Origin of the sequence: Bosea sp. 29B (genome assembly GCF_902506165.1) — a bacterium.
Lineage (GTDB): Bacteria > Pseudomonadota > Alphaproteobacteria > Rhizobiales > Beijerinckiaceae > Allobosea.
In genome coordinates this window covers 4,865,086-4,884,234 of the sequence record NZ_LR733817.1, presented here as the reverse complement: position 1 = coordinate 4,884,234, position 19,149 = coordinate 4,865,086, and the positions used below count along the sequence as shown (strand labels likewise).

At 66.8% G+C, this 19,149-nt stretch carries 18 protein-coding genes; 6 read left to right on the top strand and 12 right to left on the bottom strand.

All coding sequences use genetic code 11. The annotated features are described in order from the left end of the window. Nucleotides 1-176: 176 nt before the first annotated feature. On the bottom strand, nt 177-1,055 hold the full coding sequence (locus GV161_RS23705) for a TIGR01459 family HAD-type hydrolase (RefSeq protein WP_159650388.1): 879 nt from the start codon (nt 1,053-1,055) through the stop codon (nt 177-179). 157 nt (nt 1,056-1,212) lie between these two features. On the opposite strand from GV161_RS23705, the gene phnD reads away from it, so the two are divergent. From phnD to phnE, 3 genes are read left to right on the top strand one after another with little or no spacing between them, the layout of a single operon-like run. Next, nucleotides 1,213-2,256, top strand: a complete 1,044-nt coding sequence (gene phnD / locus GV161_RS23700; RefSeq protein WP_152014932.1) for a phosphate/phosphite/phosphonate ABC transporter substrate-binding protein — start codon at nt 1,213-1,215, stop codon at nt 2,254-2,256. Nucleotides 2,257-2,277: 21 nt separating this feature from the next. Then, a complete protein-coding gene (gene phnC / locus GV161_RS23695) occupies nt 2,278-3,069 on the top strand; it encodes a phosphonate ABC transporter ATP-binding protein (RefSeq protein ID WP_152014382.1) in 792 nt (263 codons plus the stop codon). Then, entirely contained in the window at nt 3,066-4,697 is a 1,632-nt protein-coding gene (gene phnE / locus GV161_RS31220; RefSeq protein ID WP_244624049.1) for a phosphonate ABC transporter, permease protein PhnE, read from the top strand. Before phnC ends, phnE begins: the two co-directional genes overlap by 4 nt. Before the next feature lie 44 nt (nt 4,698-4,741). Here the strand turns inward: phnE and GV161_RS23685 are convergent, their stop codons facing one another. The 9 genes from GV161_RS23685 to GV161_RS23645 all read right to left on the bottom strand — a co-directional run bounded on the left by GV161_RS23685 (nt 4,742) and on the right by GV161_RS23645 (nt 12,818). Next, complete coding sequence (locus tag GV161_RS23685) at nt 4,742-5,812, bottom strand: LLM class flavin-dependent oxidoreductase (RefSeq protein ID WP_152014381.1); 1,071 nt, start codon at nt 5,810-5,812, stop codon at nt 4,742-4,744. A 23-nt stretch (nt 5,813-5,835) separates the two neighbouring features. Then, a complete protein-coding gene (locus GV161_RS23680) occupies nt 5,836-6,039 on the bottom strand; it encodes a hypothetical protein (protein ID WP_152014380.1) in 204 nt (67 codons plus the stop codon). A 10-nt stretch (nt 6,040-6,049) separates the two neighbouring features. Beyond that, on the bottom strand, nt 6,050-7,387 hold the full coding sequence (locus tag GV161_RS23675; protein ID WP_152014379.1) for an MmgE/PrpD family protein: 1,338 nt from the start codon (nt 7,385-7,387) through the stop codon (nt 6,050-6,052). After that, entirely contained in the window at nt 7,384-8,241 is an 858-nt protein-coding gene (locus GV161_RS23670) for a nitrilase-related carbon-nitrogen hydrolase (RefSeq protein WP_159650387.1), read from the bottom strand. Before GV161_RS23670 ends, GV161_RS23675 begins: the two co-directional genes overlap by 4 nt. A 55-nt stretch (nt 8,242-8,296) precedes the next feature. Then, entirely contained in the window at nt 8,297-9,187 is an 891-nt protein-coding gene (locus GV161_RS23665) for a glycine betaine ABC transporter substrate-binding protein (protein ID WP_152014377.1), read from the bottom strand. A gap of 37 nt (nt 9,188-9,224) precedes the next feature. Then, nucleotides 9,225-9,953: an ABC transporter permease gene (locus GV161_RS23660; protein ID WP_152014376.1), complete on the bottom strand. Its 729-nt coding sequence runs from the start codon at nt 9,951-9,953 to the stop codon at nt 9,225-9,227. Between the two features lies 1 nt (nt 9,954). After that, nucleotides 9,955-11,061, bottom strand: coding sequence for an ABC transporter ATP-binding protein (locus tag GV161_RS23655; protein ID WP_152014375.1), 1,107 nt, complete (start codon nt 11,059-11,061; stop codon nt 9,955-9,957). Next, on the bottom strand, nt 11,058-11,711 hold the full coding sequence (locus GV161_RS23650; protein WP_280179044.1) for an ABC transporter permease: 654 nt from the start codon (nt 11,709-11,711) through the stop codon (nt 11,058-11,060). The genes GV161_RS23655 and GV161_RS23650 overlap by 4 nt, the downstream gene beginning before the upstream one ends. Nucleotides 11,712-11,822: 111 nt before the next feature. Then, a complete protein-coding gene (locus GV161_RS23645) occupies nt 11,823-12,818 on the bottom strand; it encodes a GlxA family transcriptional regulator (protein ID WP_152014374.1) in 996 nt (331 codons plus the stop codon). 183 nt (nt 12,819-13,001) lie between these two features. On the opposite strand from GV161_RS23645, the gene GV161_RS23640 reads away from it, so the two are divergent. The 3 genes from GV161_RS23640 (at nt 13,002) to GV161_RS23630 (ending at nt 16,933) form a co-directional block, all read left to right on the top strand. After that, nucleotides 13,002-14,240 carry an aromatic ring-hydroxylating dioxygenase subunit alpha gene (locus tag GV161_RS23640; RefSeq protein WP_201303049.1) on the top strand — a complete coding sequence of 413 codons (1,239 nt, stop codon included), beginning with the start codon at nt 13,002-13,004 and terminating at the stop codon, nt 14,238-14,240. Further along, nucleotides 14,237-15,292: a hybrid-cluster NAD(P)-dependent oxidoreductase gene (locus GV161_RS23635; protein ID WP_152014373.1), complete on the top strand. Its 1,056-nt coding sequence runs from the start codon at nt 14,237-14,239 to the stop codon at nt 15,290-15,292. The genes GV161_RS23640 and GV161_RS23635 overlap by 4 nt, the downstream gene beginning before the upstream one ends. Nucleotides 15,293-15,547: 255 nt before the next feature. After that, entirely contained in the window at nt 15,548-16,933 is a 1,386-nt protein-coding gene (locus GV161_RS23630) for an RNB domain-containing ribonuclease (protein WP_152014372.1), read from the top strand. A gap of 33 nt (nt 16,934-16,966) precedes the next feature. Here GV161_RS23630 and GV161_RS23625 read toward each other — a convergent pair whose 3' ends face one another. Then, a complete protein-coding gene (locus GV161_RS23625; RefSeq protein WP_159650386.1) occupies nt 16,967-17,875 on the bottom strand; it encodes an ABC transporter substrate-binding protein in 909 nt (302 codons plus the stop codon). 411 nt (nt 17,876-18,286) lie between these two features. Beyond that, nucleotides 18,287-19,093, bottom strand: a complete 807-nt coding sequence (locus GV161_RS23620) for an IclR family transcriptional regulator (protein WP_152014370.1) — start codon at nt 19,091-19,093, stop codon at nt 18,287-18,289. Between the last annotated feature and the right edge of the window lie 56 nt (nt 19,094-19,149).

The window sequence follows — 19,149 nt, the reverse complement described above, 5'->3', positions numbered from 1 at the left end:
CCGTCTTTCCGGGGCAGGCCGAAGGCCTGAGCCCGGAACCCAGAACCGATGCCCTCTCCGGAAAAGCGCGTCGGCCACAACGCCATCCTGACAACCGGCATCGGTTCTGGGTTCCGGGCCCTTCGCTGCGCGAAGTCCCGGAATGACGGCGTGGTTCCGCATGAAATCGGCATGCTCTAGCCGAGCAGCGGCAGCGCATAGGTCGGGCTACGCCCGGCGCGGGCAAAGAGCGCAAGACAGCTCGACGGGTCCATCCCCGCGCCATCCCAAGCGATCTCGCCGCGATGAATGCCGCCGCCGATGAAGACGCTGTCGATGCCGGCGCCTTGCGCACCGGCGATGTCGTGCTCAAGCGAATCGCCGATCGCCACGACCCGGCTGCGGTCGAGCCCGAGCTTCGCCTGGCAAGTGCGATAGATTCGCGGCTGCGGCTTGCCGTGATAGCGCACGGCGCCGCCGAGCTGCTCATAGGCCCGCGCGACGAGGCCCGGCGCTTCCTGCAGACCACCCTCCGGGCTGGCGCGGTGCAGGTCGGGATTGGCACAGAGCATCGGCAGGCGCCGCTCACCGGCAGCCTTGAGCAGATCCATCCAGCCGGCTACCGACTGCCGTGGTGGGTCCATCGTCATCAGCAGGATGAAGTCAGCGATGGCGACATCATCGACCAGGTCGAGGCCGAGCCCCTCCGCCAGATGCACCTCACCCTCGCGCGCCAGCAGCAGGCAACGGTGGCCGAGCGTGCGGTGGAACGGCTCGTCGCGCGCCCTCAGCGCCTCGCGGGCATCGTCCCCGGCCGAGACGACCTCGTCATAGAGCTCGCGCGCAAAGCCCATCTTCGCCAGCAGCACGGCGTTCTCGGTTCCGCGGCGCCCGGAATTGGAGAGGATGATCACGCGCTTGCCCGCCCGGCGCAGCATCTCCAGCGCCGCCACGGCTCCCGGATAAGGCCGGACGCCGTCATGCAGCACGCCCCATTGGTCGAGCAGGAAGCCGTCATAGCGCGGCATCAGCGTCGCGAGGCTGTCCGGAAAGGTTGTAGAGGAGCGCTTTTGCATCATCAGGATTGAGGCGGAGCCTGCTCTCGTCGTGGACAAGGCCACTTTAGTCGTAAGATCAGGGGTCCGGTCCGGCTGGAATATGACAGTTTTGTGTCACATACTATAGCCAGCTCATAATCAAGATCGACCGGGAGAGACGCCGACTATGACCAAGATGCTGACTTGCCTGTCCGCCACGACTTCGTTGCTCCTTAGCCTCGGGCTCACTGGGGCGGCGCAGGCGCAGGACGCCTGCCCCAATCGCGGCCAGCTCGACACGATGTATTGCGACGCTAACAAGGACCTGGTCGCCGACGTGCCGACCGAGGCCTCGAAGCTGAAGGATCCGTCGGCGCTGGTCTGGGCCTATACGCCGGTCGAGGACCCTGCCGTCTACGCCAACATCTTCAAGCCGCTGACCGACCATCTCGCCGCCTGCACTGGCAAGCGCATCGTCTATTATCCCGTGCAGTCGAACTCAGCCGAGATCGAGGCGATGCGCTCGGGCCGCCTGCACTTTGCCGGCTTCTCGACCGGCCCGACCGGCTTTGCCGTCAACCTCGCCGGCGCGATCCCGTTCGCCGCCAAGGGCTCCGCCGCCGGCGTGCGCGGCTACAACCTCGTCGCCGTGGTCAAGGCCTCCAGCCCCTATCAGAAGCTGTCGGATCTCAAGGACAAGAAGGTCGCCCACACCTCGCCCTCGTCCAATTCCGGCAACCTCGCCCCGCGCGTGCTCTTCCCCGAGCATGGGCTCGAGGCCGACAAGGACTACAAGCCGCTGATGTCGGGCGGCCATGACAAGTCGATCCTCGGTGTGGTCTCGGGCGACTATGACATGGGCGCGGTCGCCGGTGACGTCTATGAGCGCATGATCGTGCGCGGCACGATCAAGAAGGAGGACACCCGCGAGATCTATCGCAGCGCGATCTTCCCGACCTCGTCCTTCGCCTATGCGCACGACCTCAAGCCCGAGCTCGCCAAGAAGCTGACCGACTGCTTCTTCTCCTTCCGCTTCACCCCGGAGATGACCAAGGAGTTCAACGGCGACGATCGCTTCCTGCCGATCACCTACCAGAAGGACTGGGCGGTCGTGCGCGATGTCGCCGAGAAGTCGGGCACGCCCTACAACAAGTCGGCCTACGACACCGAAGCCAAGCGCGAGGCCGACGAGCTCGCCAAGAAGAAGGCGCAGCAGCCCGCGCCGGCCAAGGCTCCCTGACGCGAAAGCCATAGCAAGCTCATGAGCGCGCTTCCCGCCGCAGAGGCGCCCGGCCATGGCCGGGCGCTCATCATCCGCAACCTCGTCAAGGAGTACCGCAAGGGGCAGCCGGTCCTGCGCGACATCTCGCTCAGCGTCACCGAGCCTGGCATCGTCGCGATCATCGGCCCGTCCGGCACCGGCAAGTCGACGCTGATCCGCTGCATCAACCGGCTGGTCGATCCGACCTCCGGCTCAATCATGCTGGGCGGAACCGATCTGGCGAAGCTGCAGGGTGAGCCGCTCAGGGCCGCACGCCGGCGCCTCGGCATGGTCTTCCAGGAATACAACCTGGTCGAGCGGCTGACGGTGATCGAGAACGTGCTCTGCGGCCGACTCGGCTATGTCCCGGTCTGGCGCGCCTGGACGCGGCGCTTCCCCGAAGAGGATATCGCCCGCGCCTTCGCACTGCTGGAATCGGTCGGGCTCGGCGACTTCGCCACCCGCCGCGCCGACCAGCTCTCCGGCGGCCAGCGCCAGCGCGTCGGCATCGCCCGCGCGGTGATGCAGGAGCCGGACCTCATCCTCGCCGACGAGCCGACCTCCTCGCTCGATCCCAAGACCTCGGTCGAGATCATGGAACTGCTCGCCAAGGTCGGGCGCGAGCGCAATATCCCCGTGCTGGTCAACATCCACAACGTGGCGCTGGCTCGCCGCTATGCGCTGCGGATGATCGGCATGTCGAAGGGCCTCGTCGTCTATGACGGCCCGCCGGCCGGGCTGCAGGACAGCCATCTCGCCGAGATCTATGGCGGCGAAGGCTGGATGGAATGAGCGCTCCTCCCCTCAGCGAGGGCCTCAGCCTGCGCGCCCGTGCCTTCCCGCCGAACTGGCCGCTGCGCCTCGGCGCGGTGCTGTTCGTCGCCTATGTGATCTATGCGGCGGGGATCGTCGACATCCGCTGGGAGCGTTTCGTCCAGGGCCTCGGCAATGGTGCGCGCTTCCTTGGCCGCATGTTCCCGCCGAACCTGGCGCAGGACAAGATGCAGCTGCTCGCGCAGGGCATGCTGGAATCGCTGCAGATCGCCATCATCGCGACCGGCGCCGGCGTGCTGCTCGCCCTGCCAGTCGGTCTCTGCGCCGCCCGCAACCTGATGCCGCTGCCGGTGACGATCCTGGCACGCGGTTTGATCGCGCTCTGCCGGACCTTCCACCCGGTCATCGTCGCCATCCTCTTCGTCAAGGCGGTCGGCTTCGGCGCGCTCGCCGGCATCCTGGCGCTGATCGTCGCCACCATCGGCTTCATCGCCAAATTGATCGCCGAGGCGATCGAAGAGATGTCGATGAAGCCGATCGAGGCGCTGCGCGCCGCCGGCTCACCCTTCCTCTCGGTCGTGGTCATGGGCGTGGTGCCGCAGGTGCTGCCGCGCTTCATCGGCTTTGCCGCCTACCAACTCGACTCGAACCTGCGCAATTCCGCCCTGGTCGGCCTCGTCGGTGGCGGTGGCATCGGCGCCACCCTGTTCACCGCCTTCCAGCGCTTCGACTACGACTTCGTGCTGACCATCATCATCGCGATCATCCTGGCGGTGATGGCCGGCGAGATCCTCTCGGCCTTCATGCGCCGGGTCTACCAGGACGAGGCGCCAAGCGGCGAGGTCAAGGCCGGTGCCAACGGCCCGGTCTGGCACCGCTTCACTGCGGCCGAGCGCGGCATGCGCCTCGCCTTTTGGGCCCTGGCGGCGCTGGCGCTGGGCTGGTCGGTCCAGACCATCGAGGTGATTCCGGAATTCCTCTATGACGCGCCGGCGCAGACGGCCGACCTCTTCGCCAGGATGTGGCCGATCGACTGGGCTTACTTTCCCAAGACCGTGCAGCAGGCGCTGATCGAGACGCTGCACACCGCGACGCTCGGCACGGTGCTGGCGATCCTCATGGCGACGCCGGTGGCGCTGATGTGCGCCCGCAACATCTCGTCCTCGGCCTGGGTCAACACGCTCGGCCGCTTCATCCTGGTCGCGACCCGCTCGGTGCATACGCTGGTCTGGGCGCTGCTCTTCGTCGCCGTGTTCGGGCCCGGCGCGCTCGCCGGCGTGATGGCGGTGGCGGTGCATTCGATCGGCTTCACCGGCAAGTTCCTGGCGGAGGCGATCGAGGAGGCCAAGCCCGGCCCGATCGAGGCGCTGCGGGCGGCGGGAGCACCCTGGCGTTCGGTGCTGCTCAAGGGCTTCTGGCCGCAGGTGAAGCCGGCCTTCCTCGCCGTCAGCCTGTTCCGCTGGGACATCAATGTGCGCGAGAGCGCCGTGCTCGGCCTGGTCGGCGCGGGCGGCCTCGGCGTCGCCCTGCAGGCGGCGATGGACAATCTCTACTGGGATCAGGTCGGGCTCGTGCTCGTCGTGATCTTCGCGGTGGTGGTGGTCACCGAGATCGTCACCGCGACGTTGCGCGCGAAGGTGATCTGAGCGCAGGACCGACAGCCCGAGACGGGAGGCAGGCGCCTCCCGTTTCAGGCCCGCAGCAAGGGCAGCAGCTGGTCGCCCTGCCGCCTGATCTCGGGCAGATAGGGTGTGTCCGACAGGACGAAATAGCTGATGCCGAGGTCACGGTACTTGCGCAACGAACGCGCCACGTCCTCGGCCGAGCCGACCAGCCAGGTGGTGCCGGCCCCGCCGCCGCCGAACTTGCCCGGCGTGGTGTAGAGATTGTCGTCGAGCACCTCGCCGCGGCCTTGCAGGTCGAACAGGCGCTGCTGGCCGACAGCGACGCCGCGCCGATGGTCGTTCCAGCCGCCGCCCTTGCCCTGCGCCATCTCGGCGACTTTGACCTGCGCATCCGCCCAGGCCTGCTCCGTGGTGTCGCGAACCAGGGTCGTGATCCGCAACCCAAATTCGAGCGGCGGCAGGTCGCGGTCGAGATCGCGGCTCAGCCTCTGCAGCCGCTCGATGCGCTGTCTGATATCCTCGAGCGGCTCGCCCCAGAAGAGCTGGACGTCCGCGTCAGCCGCAGCTACCCGCTCGGCCGCCTCGGAGGCGCCGCCGAAATAGAGCCTGGGATGGCGCCGAGCGCCGCGCTGCTCGATACGCGGCACTACGGTCGATCCGTCGACCCGGAAATGCTCGCCGGCGAAGTCGACATTCTCTTCAGTCCAGAGCCGGCGGACGAGGCGCATGAACTCCCTGGTGCGGCCATAGCGATGCGCCTGGTCGCCCTCGCTGTCGCCATAGGCGGCGAGATTGTCCTTGCCGGAGACGATGTTGATGCGCACGCGCCCGCTGGTCAGGTGGTCGAGCGTCGCCACGGCGGAGGCGAAGTTCGCCGGCCGCCAATAGCCCGGGCGGATCGCGATCAGCGGCTCGAAGCTGGTGGTGCGGGCTGCAAGCGCGGCCGCCACCGTGAAGGTGTCCGGCCGGCCCCAGCCGGTGCCGATCAGCGCGCCCTTCCAGCCGTGCTCTTCCAGCGCCCTGGCGTGGCTGGTCAGCGTCTCCAGGCTGTTATGGCCCTTACCCGCGGAATCGCCGCGATGACCGGGCTCGACGACATTGGGGATGTACCAGAGGTATTCGGATTCAAGGCTCATATCGTCGTGTCGCAGTCGGCCGGTCAGCAAGTTTGCAGCTCGCCCGAAGACAGCATCGGGCAGCATTTGCGCGTGCCCCAGACTGCGCGCCCGCTCAGCGCCGCGTCAATGAAACGTTCTTTCAAAAGAACGATGCAGATGGAATAACGACCTCCGCTTTTGCCCGAAGGGAGAAAGCCGTCCTCGATCGACTCATTTTCAAGCCCCTGTCGGGTGTTCAGCCGCAAGGCAGCCTCTTCAGATGGGCGAAAACAGGCCGCCGCAGAGCTGCCCGGCCGTAGAGCCTGCGGCCAGCGTCATGCAGCCATGGCTGAGATGAGCGCTGCGCTCGCTGCCGAGCCGGGCCGCAGACGAGCTGAACTTCGCCAGCAGATCGGAATCTGACAAAGGGCGCCCCCGGTCGCCGCGTGCGGTCATGGTCTCGGATTCCACGATTTGCCCCGATTTGAGGATAATGCGCAGGCGCGCCAGTCTCTCCGCCGGGAAACACCAGGAGAATTCGGCCGCTTCGACCAGCCTTATACGTCGCAGCATGCCCTGGATCGCGGGATCGGCGAGGCCACCGCCGCCGATCTCCTCGGCGCCAAGCCGCCCGCGGACGATGAAGGCGGCCAGCGGGAAGCCGATCGCGTACTGCGCCGCCTCCGTTGTCGCCGGCAGTTGCGCGCCGAGCCGCACGGCTTCATGGAACGTCTCGACCTCGATCAGATCAATGTCCGAAGCCTCGAAGTCATACCCGCCAAGAAGGCTGCTCGCCGCCTCGATCGCCGGTTGCGCCCAGCGGCAGACCGGCCATGGCTTGAAGTACTGGTCGAGGATCAGCCAGCGCTCTCCGAGATCGGCCCAGATCGCGGCCTGCTCGGGTGCCTCCATGGTGATCGCCGGCGCGCCGGTGAAGCCGTCCTTTGCCAGATAGGCCGCGCTGACGCCGGCGAGAGCGCCCCAGCCCGAGCCGTCCTTGACCATGGTCGGATGGTCGATGCAGCGCATCATCTGGCTGCGCGGGCCGTGATATTCGGCGATGCCGAGCGCGTGGCGGGTGCGCTCGCTGTCGAGGCCAAGCAGATGAGCTGCGACGGCGGCACAGCCGAGCGCATTCCAGGCGCCGGAGGTGTGGTAATCGCAGGCGCTGGCATGCAGGGCGATCCCGGCCCGTGTCGCGATCTCGTAGCCGAGGACGAGGCAGGTCAGTAGCGCCTCGCCGTCGAGAGCGCCCTCATCGAGCAGGCCTTCGGCATCGGCGACAGCAAGTAGCGTAGGCAGGATGGCGACGCCGGCATGGCCCTTGGTCAAGGCGTGGCCGTCATGGGCGTCGAAGGAATCGATCGTCGTCGCCCCGGCGAAGGCAGCACCCGCAGCGCTCGCCCGACGCCCGTCGAAGAGCAGGCGTGCGCCCTTGTGCCCGGCGCCGAGATGATCGACCGCGAAATCATGCGCGATGCGGGACAATTGCGTCTGCCGCCCACTAATCGCGACACCGACGAGATCGAGCAGGCAGCGGCGGGCCTGATGGACAACCTCCGGCGGCAGCTGGGCGAAATTCAAGCCATGGATGAAGTCGATCGGGTCGGTCATGAACGCTGGCTTTCGTTGTGCGAGATCAGGCTGCACAGCAACTCGCCGACCAAAACGGGATCGCTGTCGCGGGCGGTCGGCAGGCGGTGGCGCGCCGTCTCGCCATCGGCCTGCGACAGCTCCGCCATGATGAGACCGGGGCCAGTTCCCGCTCGCGCCAGCTCATGGCCGGACGCATCGAGGATGCGCGATCCGCCCCAGAACGCGGCACCGCCGCGCGCGCCGCAATGATTGGCGAAGAGGGTCGGCAGGCCGTATGTCATTGCGGTATGACCGAGATTGATCTGCCAGCCGCGTGGATTGTCGAAGCCACCGCCGACGGCAGCGAGCGCCGAGGCTGCCGGCAACAGCAGCAGATTGGCGCCGCCGAGGGCGGCGAGCCAGGGCAATGCCGGGTTCCAGGCATCGGCGCAGATCAGCGTGGCGACGCGCCAACCTGCCGCAAGTTCGACCGAAGCGAGATCGCCGCCGCGGGTGTAGACGCGGTCCTCGCGCAGGGCGCCGTAACCCGGCAGGTTGAGCTTGCGATGGACCGCGAGCAGCCTGCCGTTGCGGAAAAGGCCCTGACTGTTAAAGAAGCGGCCCTGCTCGCCGCGTTCGATGAAGCCGGCCGAAACCGTGATGCCGTCAGCCGCCGCGGCGAGACGGTCGAGCAAGTCGGCACCTTGGCTGAGGGCCAGCGCCGCGCAGTCGGGAGCGGCGAGATAGTCGGTCAGCGACAGCTCGGGAAAGAGCAGCAGCTCTGCGTCCTCCCCACGCGCCCTCGTGATGGCGTCAAGATGTGCGGCAAGGTTGGCGGAGAGATCGGCCGGCTCGCAGTGGATCTGAGCGACCGCGACCTTCAGCGACGACATTGGATCCTCGCGGGACAGCCGGAGACGCAGTGCGCCTCCGGCCTCGGCGGAACGATCAGACCAGCGACTGCGCCTTGAGGAAGCCGGCGGCGACCTCCTCGATGCTCTTCTTGTCGACATCGACGGAGGCGTTGAGCCTGGCCATCGTCGCATCGTCGAGCTTGGCGGAGAGCCCGTTCAGCAGCTCGGCCAGCTTCGGGTTCTTGTCGAGCGTCTCCTTGCGGACGACAGGGGTCATCGCATAGGTCGGGAAATAGCCCTTGGTATCGGCCAGGATGACGAAATCGAAGGCCGGGACGCGCCCGTCGGTAGCGAAGACGAGCCCGACATCGACTTGGGCATCGCGCAGCGCCTGGTAGATCAGGCCGGTATCCATGCGCACCACGTTCTCGCGGCCGAAGTCGAAGCCATAGGTCTTCTGCAGCGGGGCGAGCCCGTCGGGACGGGCGTAGAACTCGGCGTTGCAGCCAAGCTTCAGGGCCTGGCCAGCCTTCAGCTTGGTTGCGAGATCGTCGAGCGTCTTGACGCCCTTGGCCTCGGCGTCCTTCTTGCGCATGGCGAGCGCATAGGTGTTGTTGGCCTTGGACGGATTGAGCCAGACAAGCCCCTTGGCGGCGTCGAGCTCCTTGACCTTCGTATAGGTCGCGGCCGCATCCATCTTGTCGGAGACCTTGTTGAAGGTGATCAGCGAGGTGCCCGTGTACTCCCAGTAGAGGTCGATCTGTCCGGCTTCCTGGGCCTGGCGCAGCGGCGCGGTGCCTAGGCCCGCGCGCTTGTCGACGGTGAAGCCCTTGGCCTTGAGCAGCTGCGTCGTCATCTCCGACATGATCTGCTGCTCGGTGAAATTCTTGCCGCCGACGACGATGGTCTGCGCCTGCGCGGCAAGCGGCAGGGCGGCGAAGGCCAAAGCGGCGGAAGCGAGCCTCAGGAAACTGCGCTTGTGCATGGTCGTACTCCCGTTTTCTGGTTGTGTTGACCGCTGCTCAGCGCAACGGGTTGACGCCTTTCGGGACCAGCCAGAACTGGATCTGGCCGATCAGGAAATCGACGAGCACGGCAAGCAGCGCCGTCGGGATCGCGCCCGCCAGCAGCATGCTCGGCTCCATCAGGTCGATGCCGGTGAAGATGAGTTCGCCGAGGCCGCCGCCACCGATCAGGAAGGCCAGCGGCACGGTGCCGATATTGATGGCGAAGGCTGTGCGCACGCCTGCCAGGATGACGAAGACGGCGTTGGGCAGTTCCACCCGCCGCAGGATCTGGCCGGGCGCCATGCCCATGCCGCGCGCCGCCTCGATCAGATGCTGCGGCACCGAGCGCAGGCCGGCGATGGTGTTGAGCACGATCGGCAGCAGCGTCAGCACGAACAGCGCGAAGACCGCGGGCGGCGAGCCGATGCCAAGGAACGACATCGAGATGGCGAGCAGCGCCAGTGTCGGGATGGTGGTGCCGAGATTGACGAGCTGCGTCACTGCATCGGCGAACATCTCGAAGCGCGGGCGCGTCAGGACGATGCCCAGCGGAATGCCGACGGCGAGCGCGATGGCGCCCGACATCGCGGCGAGGGCGAGATGCTGGCGGATGAGATAAGTCACGTCCTGCGCATGGCCGAGGATCGCCGGGATGGTGCCGCGCGCCTGCAGCCAGGCGCCGAGCGCGAAGGCGCCGAAGACGACGAGCCAGCGAAGCGTCCCTGCCAGGCCCGCAAGCGCCATCTCAGCTTTCCCGATAGGTCGCGCCGAGCACCTGGGTGATGCTCTTCTGGGTAACGTAGCCCTTGTAGAAGCCGTCATCGTCGACGCAGGCGAGCCAGGTCACGCCATGGGTAAACATCTGCGAGACGGCGGTGCGCAAATCGTCGCGGATGTTGACGACGCCCGGCAGCGGCTCCTGATGCTCGCCGACCGTGCCCTTGCGCTCGCGCGCCTCCTCCAGCCGCACCACGCCGCGCGCCCGGCCGCGCGGCCCGACCATCACGATCGCGACATGGCCGTGCTCCTCCATCAGCCGGACGGCGGTGTCGAGCGGGTCCTCGGCGCGCACGCGCGGCGGCTGCGCCATCATCGCGTCGGTGACCTTGATCAGCCGCAGCCGCTTCAGAGTCCGATCCGAGCCGACGAACTCGGAAACGAAGGCGTCGATCGGATGGGCGAGGATGTTGTCGGGCGTGTCGTACTGGATCAGCTTGCCGTCGCGGAAGATCGCGATGCGGCTCGCCATCTTCACGGCTTCGTCGATGTCGTGGCTGACGAAGACGATGGTCTTCTTCAGCTCCGCCTGGAGCTTCATGAACTCGTCCTGGATCACCTCGCGGTTGATCGGGTCGATCGCGCCGAAGGGCTCGTCCATCAGCAGCACCGGCGGATCGGCGGCGAGCGCGCGCACCACGCCGACGCGCTGCTGCTGGCCACCGGAGAGCTGCTTGGGATAGCGCTTCAGGAAGACCGACGGGTCGAGATTGACCATGTCGAGCAGCTCGGAGGCGCGCTTGCGCGATTTGCCCGCCGGCCAGCCGAGCAGGTCCGGCACGACGCAGATGTTCTCCTCGATCGTCATGTTGGGGAACAGGCCGATCTGCTGGATGACGTAGCCGATCGAGCGCCGCAGCGTGACCTCGTCGACGCCAGCCGTATCCTTGCCGTCGACATAGATCCTGCCCGAGGTCGGCGGGATCAGCCGGTTGATCATCTTCATCGTGGTGGTCTTGCCGCAGCCCGAGGGGCCTAGCAGGACGCAGACAGCGCCGGCCGGCACCTCCATGTCGATGCGGTCGACGGCGATCATCGTCCCGAAATGCTTGGAGACCTGCTCGAGACGGATCATTTCAGCTTCAATCCCGGCGAGGTGAGCAGGCGCTGCGCGAAGAGCAGTCCGTAATCGGCGAGGATCGCGAGCAGGCTGACGGCAATGGCGCCGGTCAGGAGCTGGCGGATGTCGGTCTGCGAGATGCCCCGCGAGATGAAGGTGCCGAGCCCGCCGGCGCCGATATAGGTCGCAATCGCGGCGATCGCGATGTTCAGCACCACGGCGCTGCGCACCCCGTTCAGGATCACCGGCAGCGCCAGCGGCAGCTCGACGCGGCGCAGCCGCTCCAGCGTGGTCATGCCCATGCCGCGGGCCGCCTCGCGCAACGCCGGATCGACGTTCATGATCGCCGTATAGGTGTTCCGGATGATCGGCAGCTGCGCATAGAGGATCAGCGCGATCACCGCCGGCAGGTAGCCGATGCCGTGGCCGATGGCCGAGAGCAGCGGGATCAGGAGGCCGAACAGCGCGATCGAGGGGATCGTGATGATGATCGAGGCGATGTAGAGGACGAGATCCGCCGCACGCCTGCTCTGGGTGATGGCGATGCCGGTCGGCACGCCGGTCAGGATCGCGACGCCGACCGAGACGGCGACCAGCGAGACATGCTCGAGCATGCGCTGCCCGATCACCGGAAGATTCGCCATGATGAAGGCGATCGTGTCCACTGCCGCTCCCCGCCGACGGTTATCCGTCTTGCAGCGAAAGTGTCGATCAGAACCGTTCCAGCCTCGGGCCGGGAAAGCGACATCGCATGTCGCGCTTGCGACCTGCCGTGCTCAGCTGGCCGAGGCCGGTGTCGCCTCCTCGCTCGCAGGCCGTCCGCGCAGCTGGCTCGGCCGCACGCCCTGCAGCTTTTTGAACCAGTGGGCGAAATGCGAGGTCGAGGTAAAACCGGCCGCGATCGCGACCTCGAGGACCGGACGATCGGAATAGAGCAGCAGCTCACGCGCCCGGTCGATGCGCAAAGAGAGATAATAGCGCGCCGGCGAGGTCTGCAGATAGCGCAGGAACAGCCGCTCGAGCTGGCGCGGGCTCATGCCGACCTTCTCGGCGATCTCGGCGATCGAGATCGTATCCTCGACATGGCGTTGCATCAGCTTGAGCGCGTTGCGCACGGCGGGCGGCAGGCTCGACATCCGCTCCAGCCGCCCGCCGCTCTGGTTGTCGCGCTCGTCGCGGATGCGGTCATGGTGGAACTGGTTGGCGACGCGGCGGGCGAGATCGGCGCCATGGCGCTCGGTGATCAGGTGCAGCATCAGGTCCATCGCCGCAGAGCCGCCCGAGCAGGTCATCCGGTCGCGGTCGATCTCATAGAGCTTGTCGGTGCAGACGAGATGGGGAAACTCCTCCTGAAAGGCGGGGCGGTTCTCCCAGTGGATCGTCGAGCGATAGCCGTCGAGCAGGCCGGCGCGCGCCAGCAGATAGGTGCCGGTCGAGAGCGAGCCGACGCGCACGCCGCTGCGCGCCGCCTTGCGCAGGATGGACAGGTAGCGCCGCTCGTCGACCGACTGGATGCGCAGGCCGCCACAGACGAAGAAGTAGTGCGAGCCGGGCAAGGCGGTCTCGGCAGCCTCGGCCGGGATCGGAATGCCGTTCGACGCGGCGAGGACGCCGCCATCGAGGCTCGCCAACCGCCAGCGCCAGGCCTCGCGGTCGACCAGGCGATTGAGCGAGCGCAGCGGCTCGATGGCCGAGGCGACGCTCATCATCGAGAAACCCTCGACGAGCAGCAGCGTGACGATCTGGGTACCGGCTGACGCCTCTCTCATCATGCCTCGACCTCCTCCCCTGATGATCCCGCCGGGAACCGGTCAAAGGAAGCGGATTTCCGACATTGTTGCAATGAAAGCGACATTCCCTCGTCGCAAAGCTTGCCGGCCAGGTCGGAATGCTCCGGCCTCCCGCCCCTGCGACGGCGCAAGATCGCCTCCATCCTCCGCAGGGGTCACCAGCCGATGATCGATCGCGACCGCATCCGCCAGCTCCTCGCCGAGCGCCGCGAGGGCTATAGCCTGCCGCAGGCGTTCTATGTCGATCCGGCGATGCACGAGACCGACATCAAGGCCGTGTTCGAGAGCGACTGGCTGTTCGCCTGCAATGCCTGCGAGATCAGGAAGCCGGGCGACTACCTGACCCTGACCGTCGGCGAGAACCCGGTCGTGGTGCTGTGCGACCGGGACGGCCAGGTGCGCGCCTTCCACAACAGCTGCCGCCATCGCGGCTCGCGCATCTGCGGCCATGAGAAGGGCCGCGCCAACCGGCTCGTATGCCCTTATCACCAGTGGGTCTACGAGCTCGACGGCTCGCTGCTCAATGCCCGCCAGATGCCGGCCGATTTCGACCGCTCGGCCCATGGGCTGAAGCCCGTCCATGTCGAGGTGATCTGCGGCATGGTCTATATCTGCCTTGCAGAGAGCCCGCCCGACCTGACGCGCTATCGCGAGGCGGTGACGCCCTATATCGCGCCGCATATGCCGGAGCGGACCAAGGTCGCCTTCGAGATGACCCTGATCGAGGACGCCAACTGGAAGCTCGTCATCGAGAACAACCGTGAATGCTACCACTGCGCCGGCAATCATCCGGAGCTCCTGGTGACGCTGGTCGAATTCGCATTGCCGGACGATCCGCACGGACCGGCCGAGTTCAAGGGACTGATGGACCGCAAGACGGCGAAATGGGATGGCCTCGGCCTGCCGCATCAGCCGGTCGATGGCGGGCAGGAGTTCCGCTGTATCCGCCTGCCGTTCCATGAGGGAGCGCTATCGTTCACGATGGATGGCGGGCCGGCCTGCAACAAGCTGCTCGCCGACTTCACCGAGCCCGATCTCGGCTCGGTTCGGATGTTCCGGGTGCCGAACAACTGGAACCACTTCCTCGCCGACCACATTCTGCATTTCAGGGTGCTGCCACTCTCCCAGGACAAGACCGCGGTGCGCACGACCTGGCTGGTGCACGAGGATGCGGTCGAGGGCGTCGATTACGACATCCAGCGGTTGACCGAGGTCTGGATCGCGACCAATGCGCAGGATGCCGAGCTCGCGGCGGTGAACCATGCCGGCATCCGCTCGATGGGCTATCAGCCCGGCCCCTATGCTCCGACCGAGTTCATGCTCACCAACTTCACCAACTGGTATGCCGGCAAGATGGCCACCTATGCCGGCGAGCCCGCGCCGTTCAGGATCGCCGCCGAATGAGCCTGGACAGCCTCGAAGCACCAGCCGCAGCTGCCCCAGCTGCCGATCTGCTGCAGCTCACCGTCGCCAAGATCCGCGACGAGACGCACGATGTGAAAACTTTCACCTTTCGGCCGGAGGGTGGCGTACCGCGCTACGCTGCCGGCCAGTCGATGACGCTGAAGCTCTCGATCGGCGGTGAGACGCTGTTCCGCACTTTCTCGCTCGCCTCTGCGCCGGATGCCTCCGGTACGATTGCGATGACGATCAAGGCGCATGCCACGGGCCGCATCACCCGCTGGCTGCACGATGAACTCGTGGTCGGCGCACGGCTCGAAAGTCGGCCGCCGAAGGGCCGCTTCACTATCGACAGCCGCACGACCGACAGGATCGCCCTGGTCTCGGCCGGCTCCGGCGCAAGCCCGTTGATGGCGATGTTGCGCCATCTCGCTGCGACCAAGCCTGATATCGATGTGCATTGGCTCCATGCCGCACGGACGCCGCGCGACATCCTGTTCGCCCGGGAACTCGCCGAGCTGCAGGCGCGGATGCCCAATCTCAAGGTCGCGATGCTCGCCAGCCGGCCAGAGCCCGGCTGGTTCGGCTTCGCCGGCCGGCTCGGGCGGCGACTGGTCTCGGTCGCACTGCCGGATTACGGGCGCCGCGAGGTCTTCTGCTGCGGCCCTGCCGGCTTCATGGAGGAAGCGCGGCTGATCCACGCTGCCGAGGGCGGCGCCCGGGACCTCTTCCATGTCGAGCATTTCGGTGCCGTCGCACCTGTGGCTCCGCCGCCGGTTCCGGCCGATGCGCCGGCCGGGGGCTATGCCGTGACGTTCGGCGACAAGCATTTCATCGCCCGGCCGGGCGAGACGCTGCTGCAGGCAGCAACGCGCCAGACCATCGTCATCCCCTGCGGCTGTGCCTCCGGGATGTGCGGCACCTGCCGGGTCAGCCTCGTCGAAGGCTCGGTCGAGATGCGGCACGAGGGCGGGATCTCGCCCGAGGAGGAGGCGCAGGGCTATATCCTCGCCTGCTCGTCCCGCCCACGCTCGGATGTGACGATCGCGTTGTAGGACGCGCTGCCGGCGTTGCGGCGAAGCGCTCCGGGAATGTGGATTGCCCCGTTCAAAGCGATGACTGAAGCCTTTGGGCCGCCAAGCCTCCCGCGGCGCAGGCTGGCCATCGTACCAGCACCACCAGGGATTGTGCAGGAAGCTGGGGATTGGCCTGCTGCTCTGCGTCGCGCTCGGCTAACATGGCCATTGGCAAACTCCTTGGCCGGCGCCTTCGCAGCCTGCCGAACGACAGGTGGAGGCCGGCAGGACGGCATGAAGACGCTTATCGACTCCACCCATGCGCTGATCGACGGACTGGCCGCGATCCGCCGGCAATTCAGCGTAGCGGACCAGTTTCCGTCCGAAGTCCTCGCCGCAGCGAAAGCAGCAGCCGGGCGCATGCCGACCGAGCATGCCGATCGCACCGACCGGCCCTTCGTCACGCTGGACCCCGCGACCTCGACGGATCTCGACCAGGCCTTCGCGATCGAGCGCAGCGGCCGCGACCTGCTGCTGCACTACGCCATCGCCGATGTCGCCTGGTTCGTCGACGATGGCGACGCAGTCGACCGGGAGGCCTGGCGACGCGGCACGACGATCTACCTGCCGGACGGCAAGGCCGGGCTGTATCCACCGGCCCTGACCGAGGGCGCAGCGAGTCTGCTCCCGGCGGTCTCCCGGCCGGCCGTGATCTTCACGACCCGGGTCGACGCGGACGGCAATGTCCATCTCGACGGCGCCGAGCGGGCCGTCATCCGCAGTACGGCCAAGCTCGCCTATGACTGCGTCCGCGCCGCCGACCTGCCACCCGATTTCGAGGAGCTGTCCCGCCGTATCGACGCTGCCGAAAGCCGGCGCGGCGCGGCGCGCGTCGACCCGCCCGAACAGGAGGTCAGCGCTCTCGATGATGGCCGCTACCAGCTGACGTTCCGGCCGCGCCTGCGAAGCGAGGAGCAGAATGCGGCCTTGTCGCTGGCCAGCAATCTCGCCATCGCCGACGCCCTCCTGGCAGCCCATACCGGCCTGTTCCGGGTCATGCCCGAGCCGGATGAGAAGGCCGTTCAGCGCCTGCGTCACACGGCGCAGGCGCTGGGATTGTCATGGCCGGGGATGGAGCCCCTCGTCCAGTTCGAGAAGACGCTGAACCTCGCCGACAGCAGGCACGCGGCCTTCATGCTGGCGGTGAGGAGGGCCAGCGGCGGCGCGAGCTATGTTCCCTACCGCGAAGGCACCCTACCCTGGCATGCGCCGATGGCAGCGAGCTATGTGCATGCCACGGCGCCGCTGCGCCGTCTGGCCGACCGCTATGTCGTGCGTGCCGCCCTGGCGATCGCAAACGGCCAGCCGGTGCCGCCGGCGGTATCGGCCGCATTCGAACAATTGCCCCCGGTGATGGCGCGGGCCGACGCCCGCGACGGTCAGATCGACCGAGCCGTGATCGATCTGGCCGAGGCCGTGATGCTGAAAGGCAGTGAAGGCACCACATTCAAGGCAGTGGTGACCGATGCGGACGAGCACGGCCTGCGCATCCAGCTCTGCGACCTGCCTGTTGTCGCGCGGGTTCGCGGGCAAGGTGGCAGCCCGGGCGATGCGATCCAGGTCAAGCTGACTGCCGCCAATCCCCCGCGCCACATGGTCACCTTCGAACGAGCAGGTTGAGCGCGAGCGCCTCGCCCCCGGGGCTGCGCCGGGTCAGCCCTTGGCCAGCCAGGCGTTGAAGCGCTCGTTCAGCGCCTCGAGATTGTCGTTCCAGAACTGCTCGTCGTAGCGGACGTTCTGCTCGAGGTTCTTGCCGACCGGCATCAGCGGCAAGCGGTCGGGTGCGAGCAGGCCGGCGGACTTGCCGTTGACCGGCGCGACCGGCTGGATCGCCGAAAAAGCGGCCTGCGCCTCCGGTGAGGTCGCGAAATTGATGAACTCGTAGGCCCGATCGATGTTCTTGCCGCCGCTGACGATGGTCCAGTAGTCGATCGTGTAGAAGGCGTCCTGCCAGCCATAGCCCAGCGGCGCCCCTTCGGCGCGGGCCTCGAGGATGCGGCCGATGAAGGAGGTCGACATCACGACATTGCCCGAACTGAGCCAGTCCGAGGGCTGCGCTCCGGCCTCCCACCACTGGATGCTCGACTTGATCTCGTCGAGCTTCCTGAAGGCGCGGTCGATACCGGCGGGCGTCCGCATGACCTTGTAGACATCCTCGCGCGTAACGCCGTCCGCCAGCAGGGCGATCTCCAGCGTCGCCTTCGGCTGGCGACGCAGCGCGCGCTTGCCGGGATATGTCTTCAGATCCCAGAAATCGGCCCAGGTCTTCGGCTGCTCGCCTGTCAGCTTGCTGTTGTAGGCCAGTACCAGCGACCAGCCGACGGAACCGATGCCGCAAGGTGTGATGCCGCCGGCCGGGAAATCGGCGGCGTGCGTCAGCTTCGACTTGTCGAGCTCGACGATCGCCCCCTCGGCGCAGGCGTTGATCGTCTCCGGGGAACCAAGCGTGATTACGTCCCAGACGGTGTTCCTGGCTTCGACCATCGCCCGGATCTGGCCGAGCCCTCCAGTGTAGACGGCGTCCCGTACTACGGTACCTGTTTTCTTGGTATAGGGCTCCATCAGTACCGAGCGCTGCTTCTGGGTGTAGCTTCCGCCCCATGTCGCAACCGTGAGACTGTCGGCTAATGCGGCTGAAGATGCTAAAGCGATCGCTGAAAATCCAGCCAGAGCGGCGAGGCCCGTCATGATGATTCCCCTTTTTGGTTTCGCGATTCAATGGCTGTCGTGTTGAGTTCAGACGCCATTTTTACGAAACGATGTTTCTTTATAAGAAACGTATATTCCCTCACTTTCTCTGTCAACGGAACCACGCGTCGACGCAGAGGCGCGAGCGCGGGCGACCCGACGCTGGTACGCCGACAAGCGGGGATGGCGATGGTGAAGGCCGTCACGGCGCGGCAGCGGCCGGCGACGGATGCGGCGCGATTGCCCGGAACTGTCCGGCTGGCTTCTTGACGCCAGGCGCGGCCGTCAGGCCGGGCGGCGCAGCGGAATGATCGAGCCCTTGTAGCCGAGATTCCACGACGCCTTGATCGCGGCGCGCAGAACGGCGTCGACCTGTGCCTTGTCCGGCTCGGCCTTGATGTACTGGATCGAGCCGACGATCGCGATCGAGCCGATCGCCGTGCCGGTCTCGTCGAGGACGGGGGCCGCGAGCGCGTTGATGCCGAGCGTGTCCTCGTTCGGAGCCACGGCGTAGCCGCGTTCCCTGACGCAATCGAGCTCGCGCGCCAGCGCATCGCGTGACGAGATCGTATGTTCGGTGAGGATATCGAGCTTGCGACGGTCGAAGGCCTGGACGATCTGTGCCGAGCCGAAGGCAAGCGTCACCTTGCCCTGCGCCGTCGCATGCAGCACCAGCTCGCTGCCGGCGCGCACCCCGATCTCCAGCGGGGACTTGCCGAGGATCGTGCTGAGGACGACGAGATTGGGGCCGACACCACCGCTGATGACGACGGTTTCTCCGAGTTCCTCCCGCAATTCGCGGGCCGGAACCTCGCAGGCGGAGAGCAGATTGAGCTGGCCTGTCGCGCTGCGGCCGAGGATGTGGGCCCGCAAGCCGAGCTTGTAGCGCGAGGTCGCGGCGTTCTGTTGGCAATAGCCGCGATCGACGAGCGTCTGGAGATGACGGAAGATCGTGCCCTTCGTCGTCCCGAGCGCGAGAGCGAGCTCGCTGACGCCGACCTCCCCTTCCGTCGCCGCGATGGCTTCGAGGACATCGAAGGCAAGCTGCACGGACTTGACCCCGGCTTCACCCCGTTCCGAATCCGACGCCATTCCTCGTCTCTTCCTTCTGCACGCCAGCTACCGATCGCGCGCGGAAGCCCGTCAGA